Annotated in this window: 18 protein-coding genes; 5 read left to right on the top strand and 13 right to left on the bottom strand. The window is 31.6% G+C overall.

Going from position 1 to position 18,722, the window contains the following annotated elements; genetic code table 4:
• Window positions 1–124: 124 nt before the first annotated feature.
• From rpsP to rplS, 3 genes are read left to right on the top strand one after another with little or no spacing between them, the layout of a single operon-like run.
• Window positions 125–388 carry a 30S ribosomal protein S16 gene (gene rpsP / locus EXC55_RS01885; RefSeq protein ID WP_129623000.1) on the top strand — a complete coding sequence of 88 codons (264 nt, stop codon included), beginning with the start codon at window positions 125–127 and terminating at the stop codon, window positions 386–388.
• Complete coding sequence (trmD, locus tag EXC55_RS01880) at window positions 388–1,074, top strand: tRNA (guanosine(37)-N1)-methyltransferase TrmD (RefSeq protein WP_129622999.1); 687 nt, start codon at window positions 388–390, stop codon at window positions 1,072–1,074. Before rpsP ends, trmD begins: the two co-directional genes overlap by 1 nt.
• The gene (gene rplS / locus EXC55_RS01875; protein WP_129622998.1) at window positions 1,064–1,414 is read left to right on the top strand and encodes a 50S ribosomal protein L19; all 351 of its coding nucleotides are present in this window, start codon (window positions 1,064–1,066) and stop codon (window positions 1,412–1,414) included. Before trmD ends, rplS begins: the two co-directional genes overlap by 11 nt.
• A 114-nt stretch (window positions 1,415–1,528) precedes the next feature.
• On the opposite strand, the gene EXC55_RS01870 is transcribed toward rplS, so the two are convergent.
• The 7 genes from EXC55_RS01870 to rpmH all read right to left on the bottom strand — a co-directional run bounded on the left by EXC55_RS01870 (window position 1,529) and on the right by rpmH (window position 7,734).
• Complete coding sequence (locus EXC55_RS01870; protein ID WP_129622997.1) at window positions 1,529–2,509, bottom strand: aspartate--ammonia ligase; 981 nt, start codon at window positions 2,507–2,509, stop codon at window positions 1,529–1,531.
• A complete protein-coding gene (locus EXC55_RS01865; protein WP_129622996.1) occupies window positions 2,496–3,278 on the bottom strand; it encodes a PQ-loop domain-containing transporter in 783 nt (260 codons plus the stop codon). The genes EXC55_RS01870 and EXC55_RS01865 overlap by 14 nt, the downstream gene beginning before the upstream one ends.
• 2 nt (window positions 3,279–3,280) lie before the next feature.
• Window positions 3,281–4,117 (bottom strand): alpha/beta fold hydrolase, encoded by an 837-nt coding sequence (locus tag EXC55_RS01860; protein ID WP_129622995.1) that lies wholly within the window; start codon window positions 4,115–4,117, stop codon window positions 3,281–3,283.
• Window positions 4,118–4,121: 4 nt separating this feature from the next.
• On the bottom strand, window positions 4,122–5,102 hold the full coding sequence (locus EXC55_RS01855; RefSeq protein WP_129622994.1) for a lipoate--protein ligase: 981 nt from the start codon (window positions 5,100–5,102) through the stop codon (window positions 4,122–4,124).
• A 114-nt stretch (window positions 5,103–5,216) separates the two neighbouring features.
• Window positions 5,217–7,253, bottom strand: a complete 2,037-nt coding sequence (gene yidC, locus EXC55_RS01850) for a membrane protein insertase YidC (RefSeq protein ID WP_129622993.1) — start codon at window positions 7,251–7,253, stop codon at window positions 5,217–5,219.
• A gap of 2 nt (window positions 7,254–7,255) precedes the next feature.
• Complete coding sequence (gene rnpA / locus EXC55_RS01845) at window positions 7,256–7,579, bottom strand: ribonuclease P protein component (RefSeq protein ID WP_129622992.1); 324 nt, start codon at window positions 7,577–7,579, stop codon at window positions 7,256–7,258.
• Between the two features lie 8 nt (window positions 7,580–7,587).
• Window positions 7,588–7,734, bottom strand: coding sequence for a 50S ribosomal protein L34 (gene rpmH, locus EXC55_RS01840; protein WP_129622991.1), 147 nt, complete (start codon window positions 7,732–7,734; stop codon window positions 7,588–7,590).
• A 188-nt stretch (window positions 7,735–7,922) separates the two neighbouring features.
• On the opposite strand from rpmH, the gene serS reads away from it, so the two are divergent.
• Together serS and rbfA are read left to right on the top strand one after the other, a co-directional pair.
• Entirely contained in the window at window positions 7,923–9,194 is a 1,272-nt protein-coding gene (gene serS, locus EXC55_RS01835; protein ID WP_129622990.1) for a serine--tRNA ligase, read from the top strand.
• Between the two features lie 73 nt (window positions 9,195–9,267).
• Window positions 9,268–9,609 carry a 30S ribosome-binding factor RbfA gene (rbfA, locus tag EXC55_RS01830; protein WP_129622989.1) on the top strand — a complete coding sequence of 114 codons (342 nt, stop codon included), beginning with the start codon at window positions 9,268–9,270 and terminating at the stop codon, window positions 9,607–9,609.
• 41 nt (window positions 9,610–9,650) lie between these two features.
• Here the strand turns inward: rbfA and EXC55_RS01825 are convergent, their stop codons facing one another.
• The 6 genes from EXC55_RS01825 to EXC55_RS01800 form a co-directional block, all read right to left on the bottom strand.
• A complete protein-coding gene (locus EXC55_RS01825) occupies window positions 9,651–11,564 on the bottom strand; it encodes a hypothetical protein (RefSeq protein ID WP_129622988.1) in 1,914 nt (637 codons plus the stop codon).
• Window positions 11,565–11,807: 243 nt separating this feature from the next.
• Window positions 11,808–14,537: an N-6 DNA methylase gene (locus EXC55_RS01820; RefSeq protein ID WP_129622987.1), complete on the bottom strand. Its 2,730-nt coding sequence runs from the start codon at window positions 14,535–14,537 to the stop codon at window positions 11,808–11,810.
• 232 nt (window positions 14,538–14,769) lie between these two features.
• Window positions 14,770–16,191, bottom strand: a complete 1,422-nt coding sequence (gatB, locus tag EXC55_RS01815; protein ID WP_129622986.1) for an Asp-tRNA(Asn)/Glu-tRNA(Gln) amidotransferase subunit GatB — start codon at window positions 16,189–16,191, stop codon at window positions 14,770–14,772.
• Between the two features lie 2 nt (window positions 16,192–16,193).
• A complete protein-coding gene (locus EXC55_RS01810; RefSeq protein WP_129622985.1) occupies window positions 16,194–17,531 on the bottom strand; it encodes an amidase family protein in 1,338 nt (445 codons plus the stop codon).
• Window positions 17,531–17,833 carry an Asp-tRNA(Asn)/Glu-tRNA(Gln) amidotransferase subunit GatC gene (locus EXC55_RS01805; RefSeq protein WP_129622984.1) on the bottom strand — a complete coding sequence of 101 codons (303 nt, stop codon included), beginning with the start codon at window positions 17,831–17,833 and terminating at the stop codon, window positions 17,531–17,533. The genes EXC55_RS01810 and EXC55_RS01805 overlap by 1 nt, the downstream gene beginning before the upstream one ends.
• Window positions 17,817–18,701 carry a pseudouridine synthase gene (locus EXC55_RS01800; RefSeq protein ID WP_129622983.1) on the bottom strand — a complete coding sequence of 295 codons (885 nt, stop codon included), beginning with the start codon at window positions 18,699–18,701 and terminating at the stop codon, window positions 17,817–17,819. Before EXC55_RS01800 ends, EXC55_RS01805 begins: the two co-directional genes overlap by 17 nt.
• Window positions 18,702–18,722: the final 21 nt, after the last annotated feature.

Genomic DNA, 18,722 nt, shown 5'->3' with positions numbered 1-18,722 from the left:
AAAAACGTGCACAAATTTTGTGCGCGTTTTTAAATTTTATTTATTGCTTTCTGTTATAATACACAGGCATATTGCTTGGTGTCAAGCAGTTATGCTTGACACTATGTAACAGAGGAGTCATTTAATGGTAAAAATCAGATTAAAAAGATTGGGTAGCAAATTTAACGCTTGCTACAAAATTGTTGCTGCTGACTCAAGAGCTCCACGCGATGGTAGATTTATCGAAGCTTTAGGACAATACAATCCACAAAGCAAACAATTTGTTCTTGACGAAGAAGCTACACAAAAATGAATTAACAACGGCGCACAACTTACTACAACTGTTTTCAATTTATTTAGAAAACATGGCTTGAACGAAAAATTCTTAAAAAATAAAACTAGTAAATAATGAAAGTAAATTTTTTGACCCTTTTTCCTAAGTACTTTACACCTTTTGTTGGGGAATCAATTGTTGCCAAAGCAATTGAGAAAAAACTAATTGAAATTAACGTCGTTGACTTTCGAACTTTTTCTCCGGACACAAAATGACACAAAGTTGATGATGAAATTTATGGCGGCGGCCACGGTTTGCTCTTACAAGTAGAACCAATTGATCGAGCATTGGAATCGTTACAAAATCGAGGCGGACACAAAATTTTAGTTTCACCACAAGGCAAAGTTTTTACACAAGCGATAGCTAATCGCCTTGCTAAATATGATGAAATTACTTTAATTGCCGGACGTTATGAAGGTTTTGATGAACGGGTTGTTGAACTAGTTGATGAAGAAATTTCAATTGGCGATTATGTTTTGACAGGTGGGGAATTACCAGCAATGGTAATTGCAGACGCTGTTGTTCGACTTGTACCCGGCGTTATTAATGAATTAAGCCACCAACATGATTCATTTCAAACTGATGGTTTATTAGATTACCCGCAATATACACGCCCACGTGAATACAAAGGAATGAAAGTACCAGAAGTTTTGTTTAGTGGCAACCACGCGAAAATCGAGGAATGGAAGCAAAGGGCAAAATACGAAAAAACGTTAAAAAATCGTCCTGATATTATTGAAAGGATTAAAAATGAGAAATAAATTAATCGAACTTGTAGAATCAAGCCAGTTACGTAAAGACCACCCAGAATTTCGTGTTGGGGACAATGTAAAAGTTTATGTGCGTATTCGTGAAGGTGAAAAAGAACGTATCCAAATTTTTGAAGGTTTAGTAATCTCTAAAAAAGAATCTGGTACACGTGAAATGTTCACTGTTAGAAAAACATCATTTGGTATTGGTGTAAACAGAACTTTCCCATTACACTCGCCACTTATTGCTCAAATTCAAGTTGTACGTTCAAACAAAGTTAGACGTTCAAAACTTTACTACATGGAAAACCGTAGTGGTAAAGCAGCTAGATTGAAAGAAATTAAGCGTTAATTCACCAATCATCCTATGAAATAGAGTATTGCGAACAATTGATGTTCGCTTTTTTATTATTTTGCGTTAAAAAAATGAATGGTAACCCATCCATTTTTGCTAATTATTTTTTTCCTACAACAAGTGCACATTTTCTTCTTTGCATTTAGCTAACATTTCTTTTGGCCAAATTGCTGCTTGCACTTCACCAATATGTTTTTTCTCGAGTAAAAACATTGAAAGTCGACTTTGTCCAATTCCGCCGCCAATTGTTAATGGCAAAGAATCTTCGAAGATGCCTATGTGATAGGCTCCAAAATCATTTTTATCTTTGTTCACAAAAGCTGCTTGTTTCTTTAGTGAATCAGCATCAACTCTTATTCCCATTGAAGAAACTTCGATGGCTTTATCATTGACATAATCATAGAAAATCAAATCGCCGTTTAGTTCTCAATCATCATAATCAAACGCACGGTCTGAATGTTTAATACCATCTTGTAAAGGATATCCAACTTGGTAAACAAAGAAAGCTTTAACTTCACGCGCAAAAACATTTTCTCTTTCAGTAGGAGTCAAATTTGGATACTTATCTGCTAATTCTTGTGATGAGATAAAAACTAACTCTTCTGGTAGTTTTTTTACAAGCTGAGGATAGTCGAAAATTAATTTGTGTTCTACGAATCTTACTGTTTTATAGATCTTTTGAACAACTGATTTTAAAAACTCTAAGTTACGTTCTTTTCGATCAATAATTAATTCTCAATCTCATTGATCTACATAATATGAATGCAAATAATCTAGATTTTCGTGTTGTCTAATAGCATTCATATCGGCTCAAATACCTTCATGTAAATTAAATCCATAACGATGTAAAGCTTCGCGTTTTCACTTTGCTAATGAATGCACGATTTCAAGAGTTTCATTTACTTGTTTTGGGTTAAAACTTACAGGTGTTTCGCCAGATAAACCATCATTAATTTTTGTGCTTTGGCGAACAAATAAAGGTGCCGACACACGAGTTAAATGTAATGTTTTACTGAGATTTTTAATAAACAGATATTTTAAATCTTGAATTGCAAGTTGTGTTTCTTTAACGTTCAATTTAGTTCGATACATTTTGAGTTTTTTGTTTCTTTTCTACTCTGTGATATTTGGTAATCATTGCTAATTGTGATGAGTAAAGCATTAATGATAACGCTTGTCACGTGATTGGTGAAATTAAATCTGATAAACTGCCTTGGTTGTAACCAATAAAGAAGAAGTAAATAATTCATACTACGTTATTCACTACAAAAATTGTCACCATTGGTGTCGAAATAGTATTAAATCTTTTAGTTTCAAAGTTTCTAATGATTTGTGGCAAGAACGCAAACACGCTTAACATTGGCACAATTTGCGCAAGCACTTTGTTAAGTTCTTCAGAAACGTTGAATGGTAGCGCAAGTTTAAGAATAGCAACAATTAAGAACGCTGAACTAAGTGTTAACGTGATCGCAATGACAATAATTGCATTTCTTTCTCTTTTTTTGTGTAAAACTTTTGCCTTTTCGTTCTTTTCAGCTTCTGAAACTCTAAGGGGTCTGTATTTGTAAAGGAAATACATATAAACCGAATAAATGTAAAGGCAAATAATATTTGCGATAAACGAAGCAATTAAATTTTGAAATGCCCCATAAACCATTCAACCAATTAAAGCAACGAAGAAAATTCAATATTGATAATATTTAGTTTCTGGATGTATTTTTTTAGTTTTAACAATTTCTACTAGTTGTGGAATTGTTAACGATGCAGTGATAATTGTGGCTAGTAACCCAAAAACAAAAGCGATTCAACCACTTATTTCATTGAGCGGATTGATTTTGTAAATTTCAAAAACCTTATCCATTTTTACCTTTCGTGTTCAATTATTTTATTAATTTCATTATTTACAAGTTCTGGCGCACTATAGAAAATTGCATGCCCAGCACCTTTGACCATTAAATTATCAACCTTGTTTTCTTTTAACACAACTTCCATCATTTCTGGCGGCAAAACTTTATCAAATTCGGCGTATAGAACTTTTTTATACGGATATTGGGCTCAAAGTGGCTTGATATGCGTTTGTAAATAATCAAAATTAGTTAGTTCATCATTAACTAATTTATAAAATAAATTGTATGTTAAATCTAGCATTGCTTGAGGAGTTTGCAAAATTTTATTTTTAATATGTGGCATTTGTGCCAATTTTTCCTCACTTGGCGCAAGCAATCAAGTGTAGTTATACCAAAGTCTTTCTGAGGTTTGGGGAATAAAGAAAGGAACTTTTTCTTTTAAAAATGTTTTTCAAGCCGGATCGTTATAGTAAATAGCTGGAGCACAAAGCAAAGAATATTGTAAATTTTCAAAGTTCTTACTAAGCATTAATGTGATGTGCGCTCCCATTGAGTGAGCGACAATTCAAAATTTTTGTTGCCCGATTTTTTGTTTGATAAATTCGGTTACTATTTGCGAATAATACTCTAACGTAATGGTTTTCGTTACATCACGTGACTCTCCACAACCTGGCAAGTCAATTGCGATTAATTTGTAATTTCTATTTGTATAACGAGCTATGCTGCCAATTCTAAGTCCCGAGTCACCAAAACCATGAATGAATAAAACAATTTTGGCATCACGAATATCAAAATCTTCGTCCTGTCAGTAAACTATATTCTGACCAAAAATTTGAATTTCTTGTTTCTTCATCTTCTTAACCTAACAACAAAGTAAGAATTTCTTGTTTTGTAATTGTTCCAAAATATTCTTCAAATTTAATGCTGTCTAAAACTTTCAAAATCGCGCTTTCATTTAACTTTACACCAGCGAATAAAGGTTCAATTTCACGCACATTTTGTTTGCTCAAAAAGTCGCCTTCAAACACAAGTTCTTTAATAATACCTTGTTCGATATTGCCATTAATTTTTAAGATGCCACCATCAAATTTATTGGCGTTTGAAAAAGTAAAATTAGCGGCTTTATTGTAAATTCATTCTTCTGAAGAAAACTTAGCTCTTAATTCAGCTAATTTTGCAGCATATTGTTCTGCCGGCACTTCAACCAATTCACCATGTTTGTTGGCAACGAAATAGTTAACCAATCTTTGCACAAACTCGTGTACATCCATTTTTGTTGGCAATTCGTCAAAAATGTTAGTTACACGCTTACGCACTGACTGAATACCTTTTGACTCGTATTTAATTTTCGATGGATTTAGTGCACTAGCTAGAATAGATAAATTAACATTGAAAAGTAGTGTACCGTGACTAACAATTCTGTTGCCACTTACGTATTGAGCATTTCCGCTAATTTTTGCACCATTAACTAAAATATCGTTACGTCCTTTAAATTCGGCATTCAAACCTAATGATTGGAGAAAACCAAGAATTGGTGTTAAAAAACGTTCGTAACCACTTTGTTTGTTGTAATCAGTAATAAATGAAAAACAAACATTGCCTAAATCGTGGTAAACAGCGCCACCGCCTGATAATCTACGTGCAAGCTGAATGTTGTGTTCTTGGACAAATTGGCGGTTAATTTCTTCACGTGTGTTTTGGTTATTACCAACAATAATCGCGTTTGAGTGTTGATAAATTAAAAGCACATCACCAGTAATCGCTGGATCGTTCATAATAATATTTTCATATGCTAAAGTTTCATATGGGGTTAAGGATTTGATTCAATAAATTTTCATATTTTCCTTTGTGTCCTGTAACATTAAGTTGTTAACTAGTATCTTTTTTTTACTTTGCGAGTAATTATTACAATATAAAAACCAGTCAACCTGGTTTTTAAATTATATGTCAATTTAAATTTGGACTTTTGATAAGTATTTACGACGGAAGTATTCACTTTTCTTAAAGTAATGAATTCCCACGGTTTGCGCGATGCCTCATAAACTGGTAAAGATTCAGTAAACTTGCACACCGGCACCAAAGATTACCGTAAGGATGACAAAGAACACTAAGAAGTAATTTTGCATACGGTTGGATTTTCTCAATGCTTTCTTCTCGTCAATTGTCATTCTTTGTTTGAACTTCTTCCGATTCAAAATCCGCGGCAGAATTTGTGAGAGTACCTGCGTGACGACTGCGAAGAAGAGCAAGCCAAAGTATTGTCAATGACCATTATAAATTCATTCACGTCATGAGGTGGCCGCAAATGAAATGCCCAGTCAAGTAGTTGATTTCAGCGTTGGCACACTCTGAATTACCCGTCACATCGCAATGAAGATCGGCAACGAAATGAACGTACTTAACAAAATATCAACAGGATTAATCCCGTGTTTTTTGTAAAGTTGTTGCACCTCTTGTTGGTGACGTTGTTTCATTTGTTTATTATTTTTAAATTCAGCGTACTTAGCATCAATTTTTGCTTTCTTCTGCTTAATATCTTCTTGTCATGTTTGGCTCACTGTTGCTTTTCAAGTGAATAAAAGCGCAATGACACGAGTAATAATCACAGCCACAAAAATTGCCAAAATCGAAGTTCAACCCCCAGCTGCTGCTAATGGGTTTCTAATCAAACCCGTCAACGCACCCATTGGGTAGGCAAAGAAACCAAAGAAAGGACCTAGTGCCCAAGCTTCGCTTCAACTTGAAATTGGTTTTTGTGCATCTGTATTCAGATAAGCCAACTTAGTATCTTTTGCATACTGCGCACTAAGTTGACCAATTTCATAGTCAGCTTTCCAGTATTTTGTGTTGAGTGCATTCCCATTTTTATCCACAGCGTCTTCACCTGTGGTAGTTTTAACACGCACAAACGCACTTGGGTCTACTTTACTGAAATTAGTTGCTGCCAAGTAAGACTTGATTGTTTCTCATGATTTCTGTAAAGCATTGTATTCTTCTTCTGTAATAGTTTTTTTCGGAAAAGTTCCATCCACAATTGTCTTTCAGACCTGATTGTAACGCTCACCTACATCTGAATTATTTTCAGCTGTCACAAAGGCTGGATCGTTAAATTGTGTTGCATAATAACTGTCTTGTGTAAAGGTATTACGATAAAGAAATTCTAAAACATCACGATTAAAGCGTACATTAGCATATTCAGCACTATCAGAAAATGTGTTAGCTACTTTTGCTAATCTAGCTTGACCTAGTTCCACTTTATGCGCTTCGTCTTCAAGAAACTTATTATTGGTTTGGTCATATTGATAAATGTATTTTTTGTTATCAGTTAAACCACGGTAAGTATAAGTTTTAGCTGTGCTGCCTGAAGTGGCTGGTTGTTCGGTGAAAAAGTTACCAAGCGTAAAACCATCTTCAAGAAACATAATGTCTTTGTAAGAATCATAAATCGAACTATATGAAGTTGCTGATGATGCTTTAAATAAGTACTTGCCATTATTTTGAACAATGTATTGCCCACCAACAAATTTATCACTTTTATCAAGCAACTGAATACCAGTTGAGTAGCCACCATATTCACCGTAGGTGCCACCATTTTCTTTGGTTTGTGCTTGGATACCACTTAAAGTTTCAGCACCACCACTGATGTTTTTAGAAAGTAAAAAGTTATATTCACGATTTTGTACGAGCGAATAAAATGTGCCGTCTTTTAAAAATTTATCGCTCTTAACATAAGTTGCTGGCTTAAAAGTTGCCACCGAAGGTGCGATTTCATCTTTGTTAAGATAAAATTCAACACCACCCCCAGTGTAGGTAGAAGATTTAACAACCATTGACTGCACGCAACCAGTCATCGTGATACCAAAAATACTTACATAGAAGAAGGTTTTGAGTCAGAATCAAATTCGTTTTCAGACACTTTTCTTCTGTACTTGTTTGTTGTGTTTTTGGGTGAAATAATCAAAATTTTGTGATCTGTCGTTGTTTTTCATATCTATTTTTCGTGAAACTTGTTAAATAGCTTTTTTGTTGTGTTGTGTTTCGACTGAAAGTTTAAGTTTAAAAAACTTTTACGTAATATCAACACAAAGTGGAAGTTGAGATTATAAATTCCAAGGGAATGCAAAATAGCTTTGACCTGGCGTTTGTAATAATTGCGTTTGACTGCATTGCAAAATTTCTTTGGCACGGTAATTCCAATTTTAAAATTCGGCGCACTTTCATAGTACATAATTAAGTAGCTGTTTACCAACTGTTTTCCTGTTTTGATTACCGCGTCAAATTCTCAACTCTTTTGCAAACGATATTTTTTCTTCATATTTAAAGCTATTTACTTGAAACAGTTAATCTTTTTCTACCTTTTGCTCTTCTTGCTGCTAATACTTTACGACCATTAGCTGTTGACATTCTCGCTCTAAAACCATGAGTTTTGGCGTGTTGTCTTTTGTTAGGTTGATATGTTCTTAAGCTCATTTTTTCCTCCTTTTTTGTTTGTAAAGTAACATTTTAAATATTGAATATCTACAGTTTGAATGAATAAAATGCTTTAAAATTATATATAACAATTTCTAATTTATATATAAAAGCTTAAGTCTAGAATTAGCGTTTAAACACAAACTTAAGTTGACTAAAACATTATTTTTCGTAGCAATGAGGGCATTATGCTTAATTTAAAATTTTTACTTGAAAACGAAGCAAAAGTACGCAGTCTTTATGAAACCAGAAAAGTTGATTATCAGCAACTTGACAGACTGTACGCGATTGCTAAAGAACGTGGCCAAATCATGTTTGAAGCACAGCAAAAAAAAGCTCAATTAAGTGCTTTTAGCAAAGAATTTGTTCGTTTGAAAGACAACCCAAATGAACTAGCAAATCTAAAAAAACAAATTGAAGTCATTAAAAAAGAACAATTAACACTTGAAAAAAATGCGAAAACTTTTGACGACAAAGTGCAATCAATTCTCGAAACTTTACCAAACTTACCTCTTGATGAAGTTCCACTTGGCAATAGTGATCTTGAAAATAAAGTGCTTGCTGTGCACGATAAATTAGGCAGAGGTTTGGTTGTTAAAGGAATTAAACCTCATTACGAAATAGCCTATAAACTAGGTTTATTTGAAACAGAGCGAGCTGTCAAACTTTCTGGTTCAAGATTTGTGATTTATCGTGGACAAGGTGCAAAATTAGTTCGTGCCCTAAAAAATTTCTTACTAGATTTACACGCCAAAAATGGTTACGAAGAAGTAGAAATGCCAGTACTTGTAAAACCCGAAATAATGTTTGGAACAGGTCAACTTCCTAAATTTAAGGAAGATTTATTTTTCTTAGAAAAAGAAAATCTTTATTTGATTCCAACTGCCGAAGTACCAGTCACTAACATTTATAACAATGAAATAGTTGACTTGAGTACACCACAACGTTTTACGGCTTATACAGAATGTTTTCGTTCAGAAGCAGGAAGTGGAGGCAAGGACACTAAAGGTATCATCAGACTGCACCAATTCAAAAAAGTTGAACTTGTTGAGATTGTTACGGAAGATGATGGTTTAAAAGAATTTGAATATATGCTAAAAGAAGCGAAACTGGTACTCGAAGAATTAGAATTACCTTATCGCGAACTTTTATTATGTCGTGGTGACCTTGGTTTTTCAGCAAGAAAAACCATCGACCTTGAAGTGTGATTGCCTTCAGAATTTAGATTTAGAGAAATTAGTTCGGTTTCATACATGGGTGACTTTCAAGCTCGTAGAGCTATGATTCGTTATCGTGACCAAAACGGTGATACCAAATATGCTCACACAATGAATGGTTCCGGACTCGCAATTGATAGACTTGTTGCCGCAATTTTAGAAAATTACCAAAACGAAGACGGAACAATTACTGTGCCTACAAAACTTGTCCCTTATATGAACGGGCAAACCATCATTAAATAATGTATACGTTATAAAATAATATTTTAAATTAACTCTATTTTATAGATATATTCGCAAACAGAAAGGAGTTAGTATGAAATCAAATATAAACGTTTTAAGAAGAGAAGAGCAAATTAAAAACTTATTAGCGCAGATTATTACTTATGACTTAAACAACGCTAATATCATAGAACCAACAGTGGTCGATTGTAAATTATCGAACGACCTTTCACATGTTAAAGTTTATTTAACCTTTGCCCAAAACTCAACAAAAGGACTTGAGGCAATAAATAATGCAAAAGGATATATTCGAAAACAAGTTGCGAGAAATTTAGATTGAAGAAAAGTACCTGAACTTAACTTTGAATTAGACGAAGTGTCAAAAGAAGCATTAAGAATTGATAAAATACTTCACAACATTAAAGAAAATAATTAAAAAAGCAAACAACTTTCTTCTGGTGTTTGCTTTTTTTAATATTAAATATATCGGAAGAGAATTTTTGGTTTTTTACCAATTTTTGAAAAAATGGTGTTGGATTTTTTTCCATCTCTTGTAACTACTTTGTAATAAAAGACAAGTTGTTCAGAACCTTCATTAGGTTTTTTGCCATCGATATATTTTAATTCTACACGCTGAAACTCAATATCAAAATCACCCTCAATTATCACAACTTTGTTTTTAAGTCACTTTCTATACGCTGCGTTGGTATTAAAAGTTTCGATAAAAGCCGCTACTGATCAGTGACTATCTGGATAATCACTGACGATTTCTCATGTAAAAGGTTTGTAAGTAGCTTCGTTTATGGATTTCTTTAACTGAAGATCAATATTGTTATCTAAGTTTACTTTGTGATAAACAATTGAACTTACTGGCTGCGAATCTTCTTCATCTGTTTTAAATGAGTCAAAGAACAATTTTACATATGTTCCATCCGCAAAAGGTTTTTCTTTTTCGTTTTCAACATTATAAATATTAAAAATTTCAACACCTTTAAACACAGCTTTATGATTTCCTAAAACTTCGCCCTCAAAGTTGAATTTGTCTTTGTGTTGTTCAAAATAATTTTTAAAGTCTCATAAACTTTCAAACACACGTTCTCTATCATTTGAGAACGACATAGGAACGTTTTTGTTCTTGACGCTTGAGTTGTAAAATTCAATTGGCAAAGGTTTAAAGAACAATTTAAAAACAGGACTTTTTTTAATGAAACCATTTCTTTTATCGGTTACTGTAAGTTGTGCTTGTACTTCACCAAAACTGTAATTTTTTTCCAAGATTTGATATGAAGCTTCATAATTTTCAGGATCAAGTGGCGAATATTTTGCGCCTGAACTCATATTTCCGCTAATATATGCTTGGATATCGCTTTCATCAAAATCATAAATTGATGTTTTATTGGAATCCTTATCTTTTAAATCCATATAGGATATTCTTGCGGTTTCAAATTCTGCAATTTGTTCAATTGATTCGTAAGGTGAAATTTGTTTCAAACCTTTTATAGGCATTCTGAATCATGAACTTGTATTTGTGCCTGATTTAATTCTCACTTTAAGTCGATATTCATTTTTTGAACTGTCTGGAATATAATACATATCTCTGGCAAATTCGACCCCGTAATCATAATCGCGATCAAAAGTAAGTAGTATACCGTCAACTGGCTCCATTAAATTTAAGCGCTCGTGAAAATCAAAATTATTAAGCTTAAAAAGCTCAAAAGCAGTTACATAACCATTATGGTACCGTCGATTTCCAAAGAGACCTTTTGTCTCGCTGTAAACAACAGTAAATTTCTTTATTTTGGAAACAAATAAATTATCCAAAGAATTATCTTTAGTTGGAATTACGTTGATTAATTTTGTTTTTAAAAAATTTGTAGATAACACTCCGTCCTTCTTAAGAAATACTTTTATATCTAGTGTGTTATCAAAATATGAGTCTGCATCGACTTCGTAAAAGAATTTTCCGCCATCTAATAATTGATCCGGGTTGTCTTTTTTGGTATCACTATCGTTTGTGAAATAGTGAATTTCAAAAATATTTTTATTTGCTTTTTGTAAAATTTCATCTTTTACAAAAGTTTCGCTTGGATTTAAGTTAAAGGATGTAATTTTATTTAACAACAAATCCAATTGCTCCGAAGTGTGACTTGGAGTTCCTTCAAAAGGAACCTCTTCATCAACTTCTTCTCCCGTTTTTTCCTCAGACGCTTTATTTTCACCGTTTGTTGATGGTGCAGTTTCATCGTTTGCTGATGGTGCAGTTGTTTCATTTTGCGAATTTGAACTTGTCAATGTGCTTCTGCCACCGTATCAAAAACATGAAACCGCACTTACTGGTAAAAGTATAGACAGTGCAGCTACAGGTAATAAAAATAATTTTTTTATTTTCATAAAAATCACCTCAATTTTGAATTTCAAAAAAATTTTCTTTTTTTTTTTTTTTTTTTTTTTTTTTTTTTTTTTTTTTTTTTTTTTGAAGAAGAAAGGTGATTTCAATATGAAAACTTTTTTATTATTTCAATATTATTTTTGTTATCTATAACACAATCAAAATTAACGGTGTTTAAAACTTTTAGTTACTATTTGCGTTAAACTTAAAAAGGTTAAAAATTTTTAATTATTACATTTAAAAACTTAAATTTTTTCGAGTAATTTTTTATCAATGTAAATGTTGTTCTTTAAATTGTGTTCATTTATCTTGCCGTATGTTATCTTAAAACCATCGAGAAAAACATTCATGTCATCGATAATGTTGTTTTTGTTGTTGAAAATATATTTATAAATTTTGTCTCTTAATTTTTCATCACTAACACGCAAAACATAAATGGCTGGTGAAACATAATATGTTGAGTCACTTATTGCTATTTTTTTGTTATTTGGTAAACTAGAAATCAAAATGTCATTCTTTTGTGCAATTTTTGCTGACTTTTTATGCTTATTGTTCTTAATTTTGATTTGACCATTTTCAATGTCCGAGATTTCAATATATTTGGTGTTTTCGTTGACTAGCTTTTGCTTTTGTTCTTCAGAATAAATTGGATTTATTTCGTCAATTAAAGAATCAAGAGCAACAAAATCACCTTGGTGTTGTTTATATCTTGTATAAATCAATTGGCTTTTGTGGTCTTTATCGTCCACTAAAATTTGATTTAATTTAGTTACAAAAGCATATTTTGGCAAATCTTTTACTACACCAGTCAAGATAAACTTCTTAACAAGTGGGGCATAATTTTTAACTAAGTTATTATTTAAAATAGTTATTCCTAATTTATTACGATTCGAACTGAATTCATAACCTAAAAACTGCTTTTCTTTTGTTGTTGATTCAAAAAGCATTTTTGGGGAATTAATAATTAACAACTCATAATTTAACTGATTTTTATCTAATTTTTGTTTTTTTAAAAATAAAATAATTGGAGAAGTAGTGGTTCCGCTGAAAGTATTATCTGCAGACTCGAAAATTGCTAAAATTTTGAAATTTTCTAGTACAAATTTACGTGCATAAATATATTGTTGACTAGTTAGAAACGACCTTGGTAAAACAATCGCTCCGATTCCATCGTTTTTTAATAATTGTTTAGTTCTTTCAATAAATAAAACTTCGATTTCAGATGATTTTTCGTCTAAATGTTTCAATAAAGAAAAGTCTTGCTCATTAATGTTTTTCTTTTTGATGTTTTTCATAAACCCAGCAACTGAATACGGTGGGTTAGCAATAACGAAATCAAAGATAGCATTTTCCTTCTTTTCGGAATATAGTAAGGTACTTCTGTATTCAATGGCGTCAAATTTGTCAATTCCATCGCCATTAATGATCGTGGCATCACCATCGCCATTTAAAAAAGTTGAAATTTTGGTAGTTTTTGCTAACCGATAATCCTTTTCAATTGCCACAATCGAATCACGTGCTCAACTAAAAGGACTAATTTTATAACTTTGTAACTTCTTTTGAACTTGAGACGAAGTTTCGATATTAATCTCATCCAAAACAGACTGAACAAAATCCATATAAGCAACAATAAAGTGTCCGCTCCCACTAGCGTAATCTATCATTTTCGGCACAATCTCATCGTTTTTATTTTCAATATTTTCTCGAATTTTGTTCGCAATTGGTAGTGAATGAATCATAAAATCAACAATGGGCATTGGAGTGAAAAATTGGCCGGCTTCTTGTTTTCAAGATGTGTTTAATAATTCTTCAAAGAAATCTCCCAAGAATTGATGTTTGTTGTTGTATTTAAAACGATAATTTTGAAGTAACAAAACTAATTCTTTCAAAATTTGAGCGTTTTCTTCAAAAGTTTTGTCGTCAAAAACTTCAATGAAAGCAAAAGCACTATTCTTTTTTAAACGAAGATTATCTATCATTTGTTTAATAAAGAAAGATGATTTACTGTTTTTCAATAATTCATAAATTTCACTATCAGAATAATCAATAATATCTTTCTTCATATAGACACTCATACCTAATTTGTATAAATCATTGAGTCTTTTTATGAATGAAATATTGTCATCAAGTCCTTGAATGAATTGAAATTTAACACCCGTAACCTTTTGTCCGTTAACTTCAAAACTAGTATCTTCTTTGAGTTCATCATAAACTTTAGCAACAAAAATGTTTATCATTTTATCAAAAGCATTTGACTTATCAGATACACTGTTTTGTCTTAAAATTGTCAGAAATTGATTGAAAATTGTTTTAACTGAATCATTATCAATCTTTTTGAGTTGTTTGTAAACAACTGGCGTAAATTTAATATCAAACAAATTGTTTTCCAAAACATAAGACGCTGTATTTCAAGTCTTATTTCAATTATTAAACATATCATCAACAGAAAGTGAATTTCTTAATGTGTCATTAACAAAAATATTATAAAACTGGTGTGAATGATTTGAGAAATTGTATGTATAGTAAGAACCAACTTTAACGCTTTTGTCTTGAAACATATAACTAAACAATTGTTTTGTGTACTTTTCGTGTTTTAAATTGATATATTTGCTTATTTCGACAATGTTCTTAACTTCGAAAAAGTAATATGGTTTACCATTTTGATAAAGAGCAACATCGCAATAGCCAGATGAATCGTGTCCTAATTGTCAACTTTTTTCTAAATAGAGTTCATTTCTTATATAACCTTTTTGAAATAGCTCACAAATCAGCATTAAAACAGATCAATTTTCTGAATTATTCAAATTCAGGATTCTCTCGTGACCTAAATTAGAAAAATTTTCTATTTCCCATTTAAGCGAGTTCATATCAACAATCACTTTTTCATTTTTGATAAAGAAAGTAAAAATCCCTTCTTTTTCTATGAAATTGACAAATTTTTCTTTTAGTTCATTTAGATATAAATATTGATTCATATGGAATCCTCTGTTGTTATTGAATATACTTTTTAAAAATTTTATGTAAATTCAAATAAAGAAAAAACAAAATAATAGATATTTAACATTTTGAAAATCTATGCGCAAAGTTGATTAGATCAACGCAAAATATAAAATTTATTTAGCTTAATGAAACATTACGGTTTTTGCGCAGTTTACTCTTTCTTTTGTTTATATTTACATTAAAAAAAGAAAAATTAACAGCGAACTGTTAATTTTTTATGCTTAGTTTTTCTAATAATTGTTGATTAGCTATAGTTGGGTTAACTCTTCCTTCTGAAAGTTTCATAATTTCACCCAAAAGCATTTTAGTAACTCTATCTGGTCGATTTTTGAATTCTTCAAAGCTCTCTGGTTTTTTAGCTAAAATTTCGTCAACTCATTTATTAATCACATTAATATCACTAATTTGTGCTAATTTGTGTTCTTCGACCAATGAATCTATTGAGTTTTCATTAAAATTACACAATAAAGGAATCAACTTCTTAAATGATTTTCCAGAGAGAACTTCTTGATCCAATAAATTAAGTGCTTGTTCTAAATGTTTTTTTTGAATGTTTAATTCATCAACTTCAACGTTTTTAGAATTTGCAAGTGATACAACTTCAGCGAAAAATAATTTTGATAACTTGTCTTTGTCGAAATAATTAATCGAATCAAAATAAGTCGCAAGTCTTAAATTGTTTGTCAAACTATCGATATAGATTTGATTTAAGTTATAAGATTTGTATCTTTCTTCTTTTTCTCAAGGAAGTTCGTTCAATTTAATTTTTTGGAGAAAACTATCTGTTAATTTAATTAAAGGAATGTTTGGTTCTGGGAAATATTTGTAATCAACTTCGCCAGTTTTTGTTCTCATCACAACATTTTCTTTTAATTTTTCATCAAAACGCTTTGTTTGTTGAAGAATCTTTTCATTACGAATAATTTTTCTTGATTGCAGCTCGATTTCAAAATCGATTGCTTTTTTCATATTTGAAAAAGTATTGATGTTTTTAATTTCAACTTTTGTTCCAAAACCGCTGTAACCAAAAGGTCTAAGTGAAATATTAACATCTGCTCTCAATGAACCATTTTCCATTTTCGCATCTGAAATACCAAGACTAAGAGCAACTTTACGAATCATATCTACATAAGCCACTGCTTCTTCGCTTGATCTTAGTACTGGATATGTAACAATTTCAATAAGTGGTACACCAGCTCTGTTGTAATCAAGTTTGGTTATTTCGCCATCATGGTGTTGACGAGCAGTATCTTCCTCAAGGTGAATTCTTTCGATTTGAATTTTCTTTTCGCCTTGACTTGTTCTAATTGATAAAACACCGTTTTTGCCAATAGGTCTATAATATTGTGTTATCTGGAAACCTTTTGGTAAATCAGTGTAGTAATAATTCTTGCGGTCAAAATGCAATTCTGTGTCAATTTCCATTTTTAAAGCACGCGCTAATTGCACAGCAAAAATCACTGCTTGTTTGTTTAAAAGCAGCAAAGTTCCTGGATATCCTAAGTCAATCACATTAATATTTGTATTCGGTTCTGCATCAAAATTATTTATTGCTGGAGAAAACATTTTTGTTTTTGTATTTAGTTCTAAATGAATTTCAATACCAATAATTACTTCAAAATCATTCATAGTTATTCTCCTTTTTTATTGAACTTTGTTAAAAATTCTTCAAATCATAAAGCGTAGGAAAGCAATTTGTCATCTGCATAAAGTTTAGCATCTAAAGCCAAGTTAACTGGTAAACCATCAACTTTAGTAAAAGGTATTGAAATAGATGGATTTCCGCCTAAATTAGAGCCAGTAAGAATGTAGTCCATAAAGCCATAAGATGGGCTTGTTCCATCAATTAATGGGGCTTTGTCAGCTGAAGCTGGAAAAACTAAAACATCATATTTATTGTGCAAACTTTTAAGATATTCCACAATAACTCTTCTTGCTTTTTGGGCTTTCAAAAATAATTCTTCTTGGTTTGAAGCAAACAAAAAAAAGCTACCTAAAGTTAAACGGCGTTGCACCATTTTGTCAAAACCTTGTGAACGCGTATTGGTCATAATTTGTTCTCAATTTTCGCCATCTTTGCGATTTCCGAAGGCTATTCCGTTTAAATTTGAAAGATTTGATGATGCTTCAGAATATGAAATAATGTCGTAAACTGGTTTGATGGCAGTAAGAATTTTTTCATCAACTTCAACTCATTCAAAAATTTCATCGCCTTTAAATTCTTTTGAAAGTTCTTTGAAAAGTTTTTGATATGCATTCGAAAGTTGTGAGTTTAAGTTGTCAATTTTTAGTACACCAACTTTTTGAGGTTTTGTTTTTTGCACATTTTGAATGCCAACTTTTTTCGTATTAAAATCTTTTGAGTCTATGCCATAGGTACATTGGGAAACTTTAACTGCATCAGAGACGTTATGTGTAAAGAAAGCAACAGTATCTAAAGATGAAGCATAAGCATAAAGTCCAAAACGACTAATAGCTCCGTATGATGGTTTAAAACCAACTTTTCCATTGTAACTAGCAGGCAATCTAACGCTATCTCCTGTATCTGAGCCAAGAGCAAAACCAATGTTGTCTGTCAAAGTTGCGACCGAACCTGATGATGAACCTCCAACTAATCTCTTTGGATCTAGTGGATTGCGAATTAAACCATTGCAACTATAAGTTCCTGTGCCACCCAATGCTAATTCATCACAATTCACTTGGGCAGCAGGAATTGCTCCAGCTTCTAAAAGTTTTTGTACAACAGTTGCGTTGTATGATGGTTTAAAACCTTTCAAAATTTTGCTTGAGGCAGCACATTCAATGTCTTGAATTGCATAATTCGCTTTGAGAGTGAAAACAACATCTTTTAGTTCGCTTGTTTTTGGCGAAACAGGTGACTGGCCTAATACAACTGTAACACTATTACTTTTATCGTTTTTCAATTCTACAAGAGCTTGTTCTAAATTACCTTTTACTTTAAAAGACATTATTTCACCACCTTTTTAATAATAATGTAGTCATCATCTTGGTCTTTTGCGTTTTGAAGCGCAATTTCTTTGTTGATGTTAAATGTTGTATCAGCAATATCATCTCTCAAAAAGTCATCAATTGTTGTCGAATCAATTCTTGTCATAGGCTCAACATTTTCTAAATTTAATTCATCGAGTAATTTAAGATTCTTGTAAATATCGTTTCATTCAAGCAGAATTCCTTCTAAAACTTCTTCGCTAGGTTCAAGCATAAGTGAAGCAACAATACTTTTTAATTTTTCTTTATCAATTTTTAACATCGCTCTCCTTTTTAAATTCTCAAGGAACTTTTGATTCGAAGGTTTTTTCGTTTAAATATACTAAATTATCATGCAAATTATGAAAAGTTAGTTGGTGTGAATGTAAATACATTCTTTTTGCAGATTTACCACCATATTTTTTATCTCCATAAATAGGAGTATTAAGTGCTTTTAAAGTTAATCTGATTTGATGTTTTTTACCTGTTAGAATATAGGCGAATTTTTTATTATTTAAATTAGTAAATTTAGTGCAAATAGGAGAATCTGGATTAATAAGAGCATCTCTCTTTTCGCCATTTTGCACAATATCTATACAAACAATATCGTTGTTTGATTCAAAATCTGACTCAAATACATATGCTTTATCGAAGTATTTTGTTTTTGCGTTTAACTGAACTAAATTTGAATGTGATTTTGCATAAAGCACTATTCCACTAGTCTCTTTGTCAATTCGGCCAATGTGACTAGGTCTAAAATTTCCGGGAATATTTTTAAATTTTAAATAGTTCAAAACTTGAAAATCAAGACAATTTGCCTCGGAATGAATTGAAATTCCAACCGGTTTATCAACTATCAAGATGTTTTCATCTTCGTAAATAACATCAAAAGTAGGTTTTGCTTCTTTGAATTCATCGTTTTGGTTATTTTCAATCTCTCTTGCGAAGAAAATTTCAACTACATCACCACTTTTTAAAACTAACTTATCATCTTTTGTTCTAGCACCGTTAATTTTGATATCTTTATTACGAATGAGTCTATATAATAAGCTCAAAGGATAACTTACAAAAATTTCCTTAAGAAACTTTAGCAACTTTTTACCATCATTTTCTGGCAAAATGACAAAATGTTTTCACTTATTTTGATTCATAAAAAACAATAAATAAGGGAG

The organism is Mycoplasmopsis columbinasalis (genome assembly GCF_900660705.1).
GTDB lineage: Bacteria > Bacillota_I > Bacilli_A > Mycoplasmatales > Metamycoplasmataceae > Mycoplasmopsis > Mycoplasmopsis columbinasalis.
This window is presented reverse-complemented; position numbering and strand designations above follow the sequence as displayed.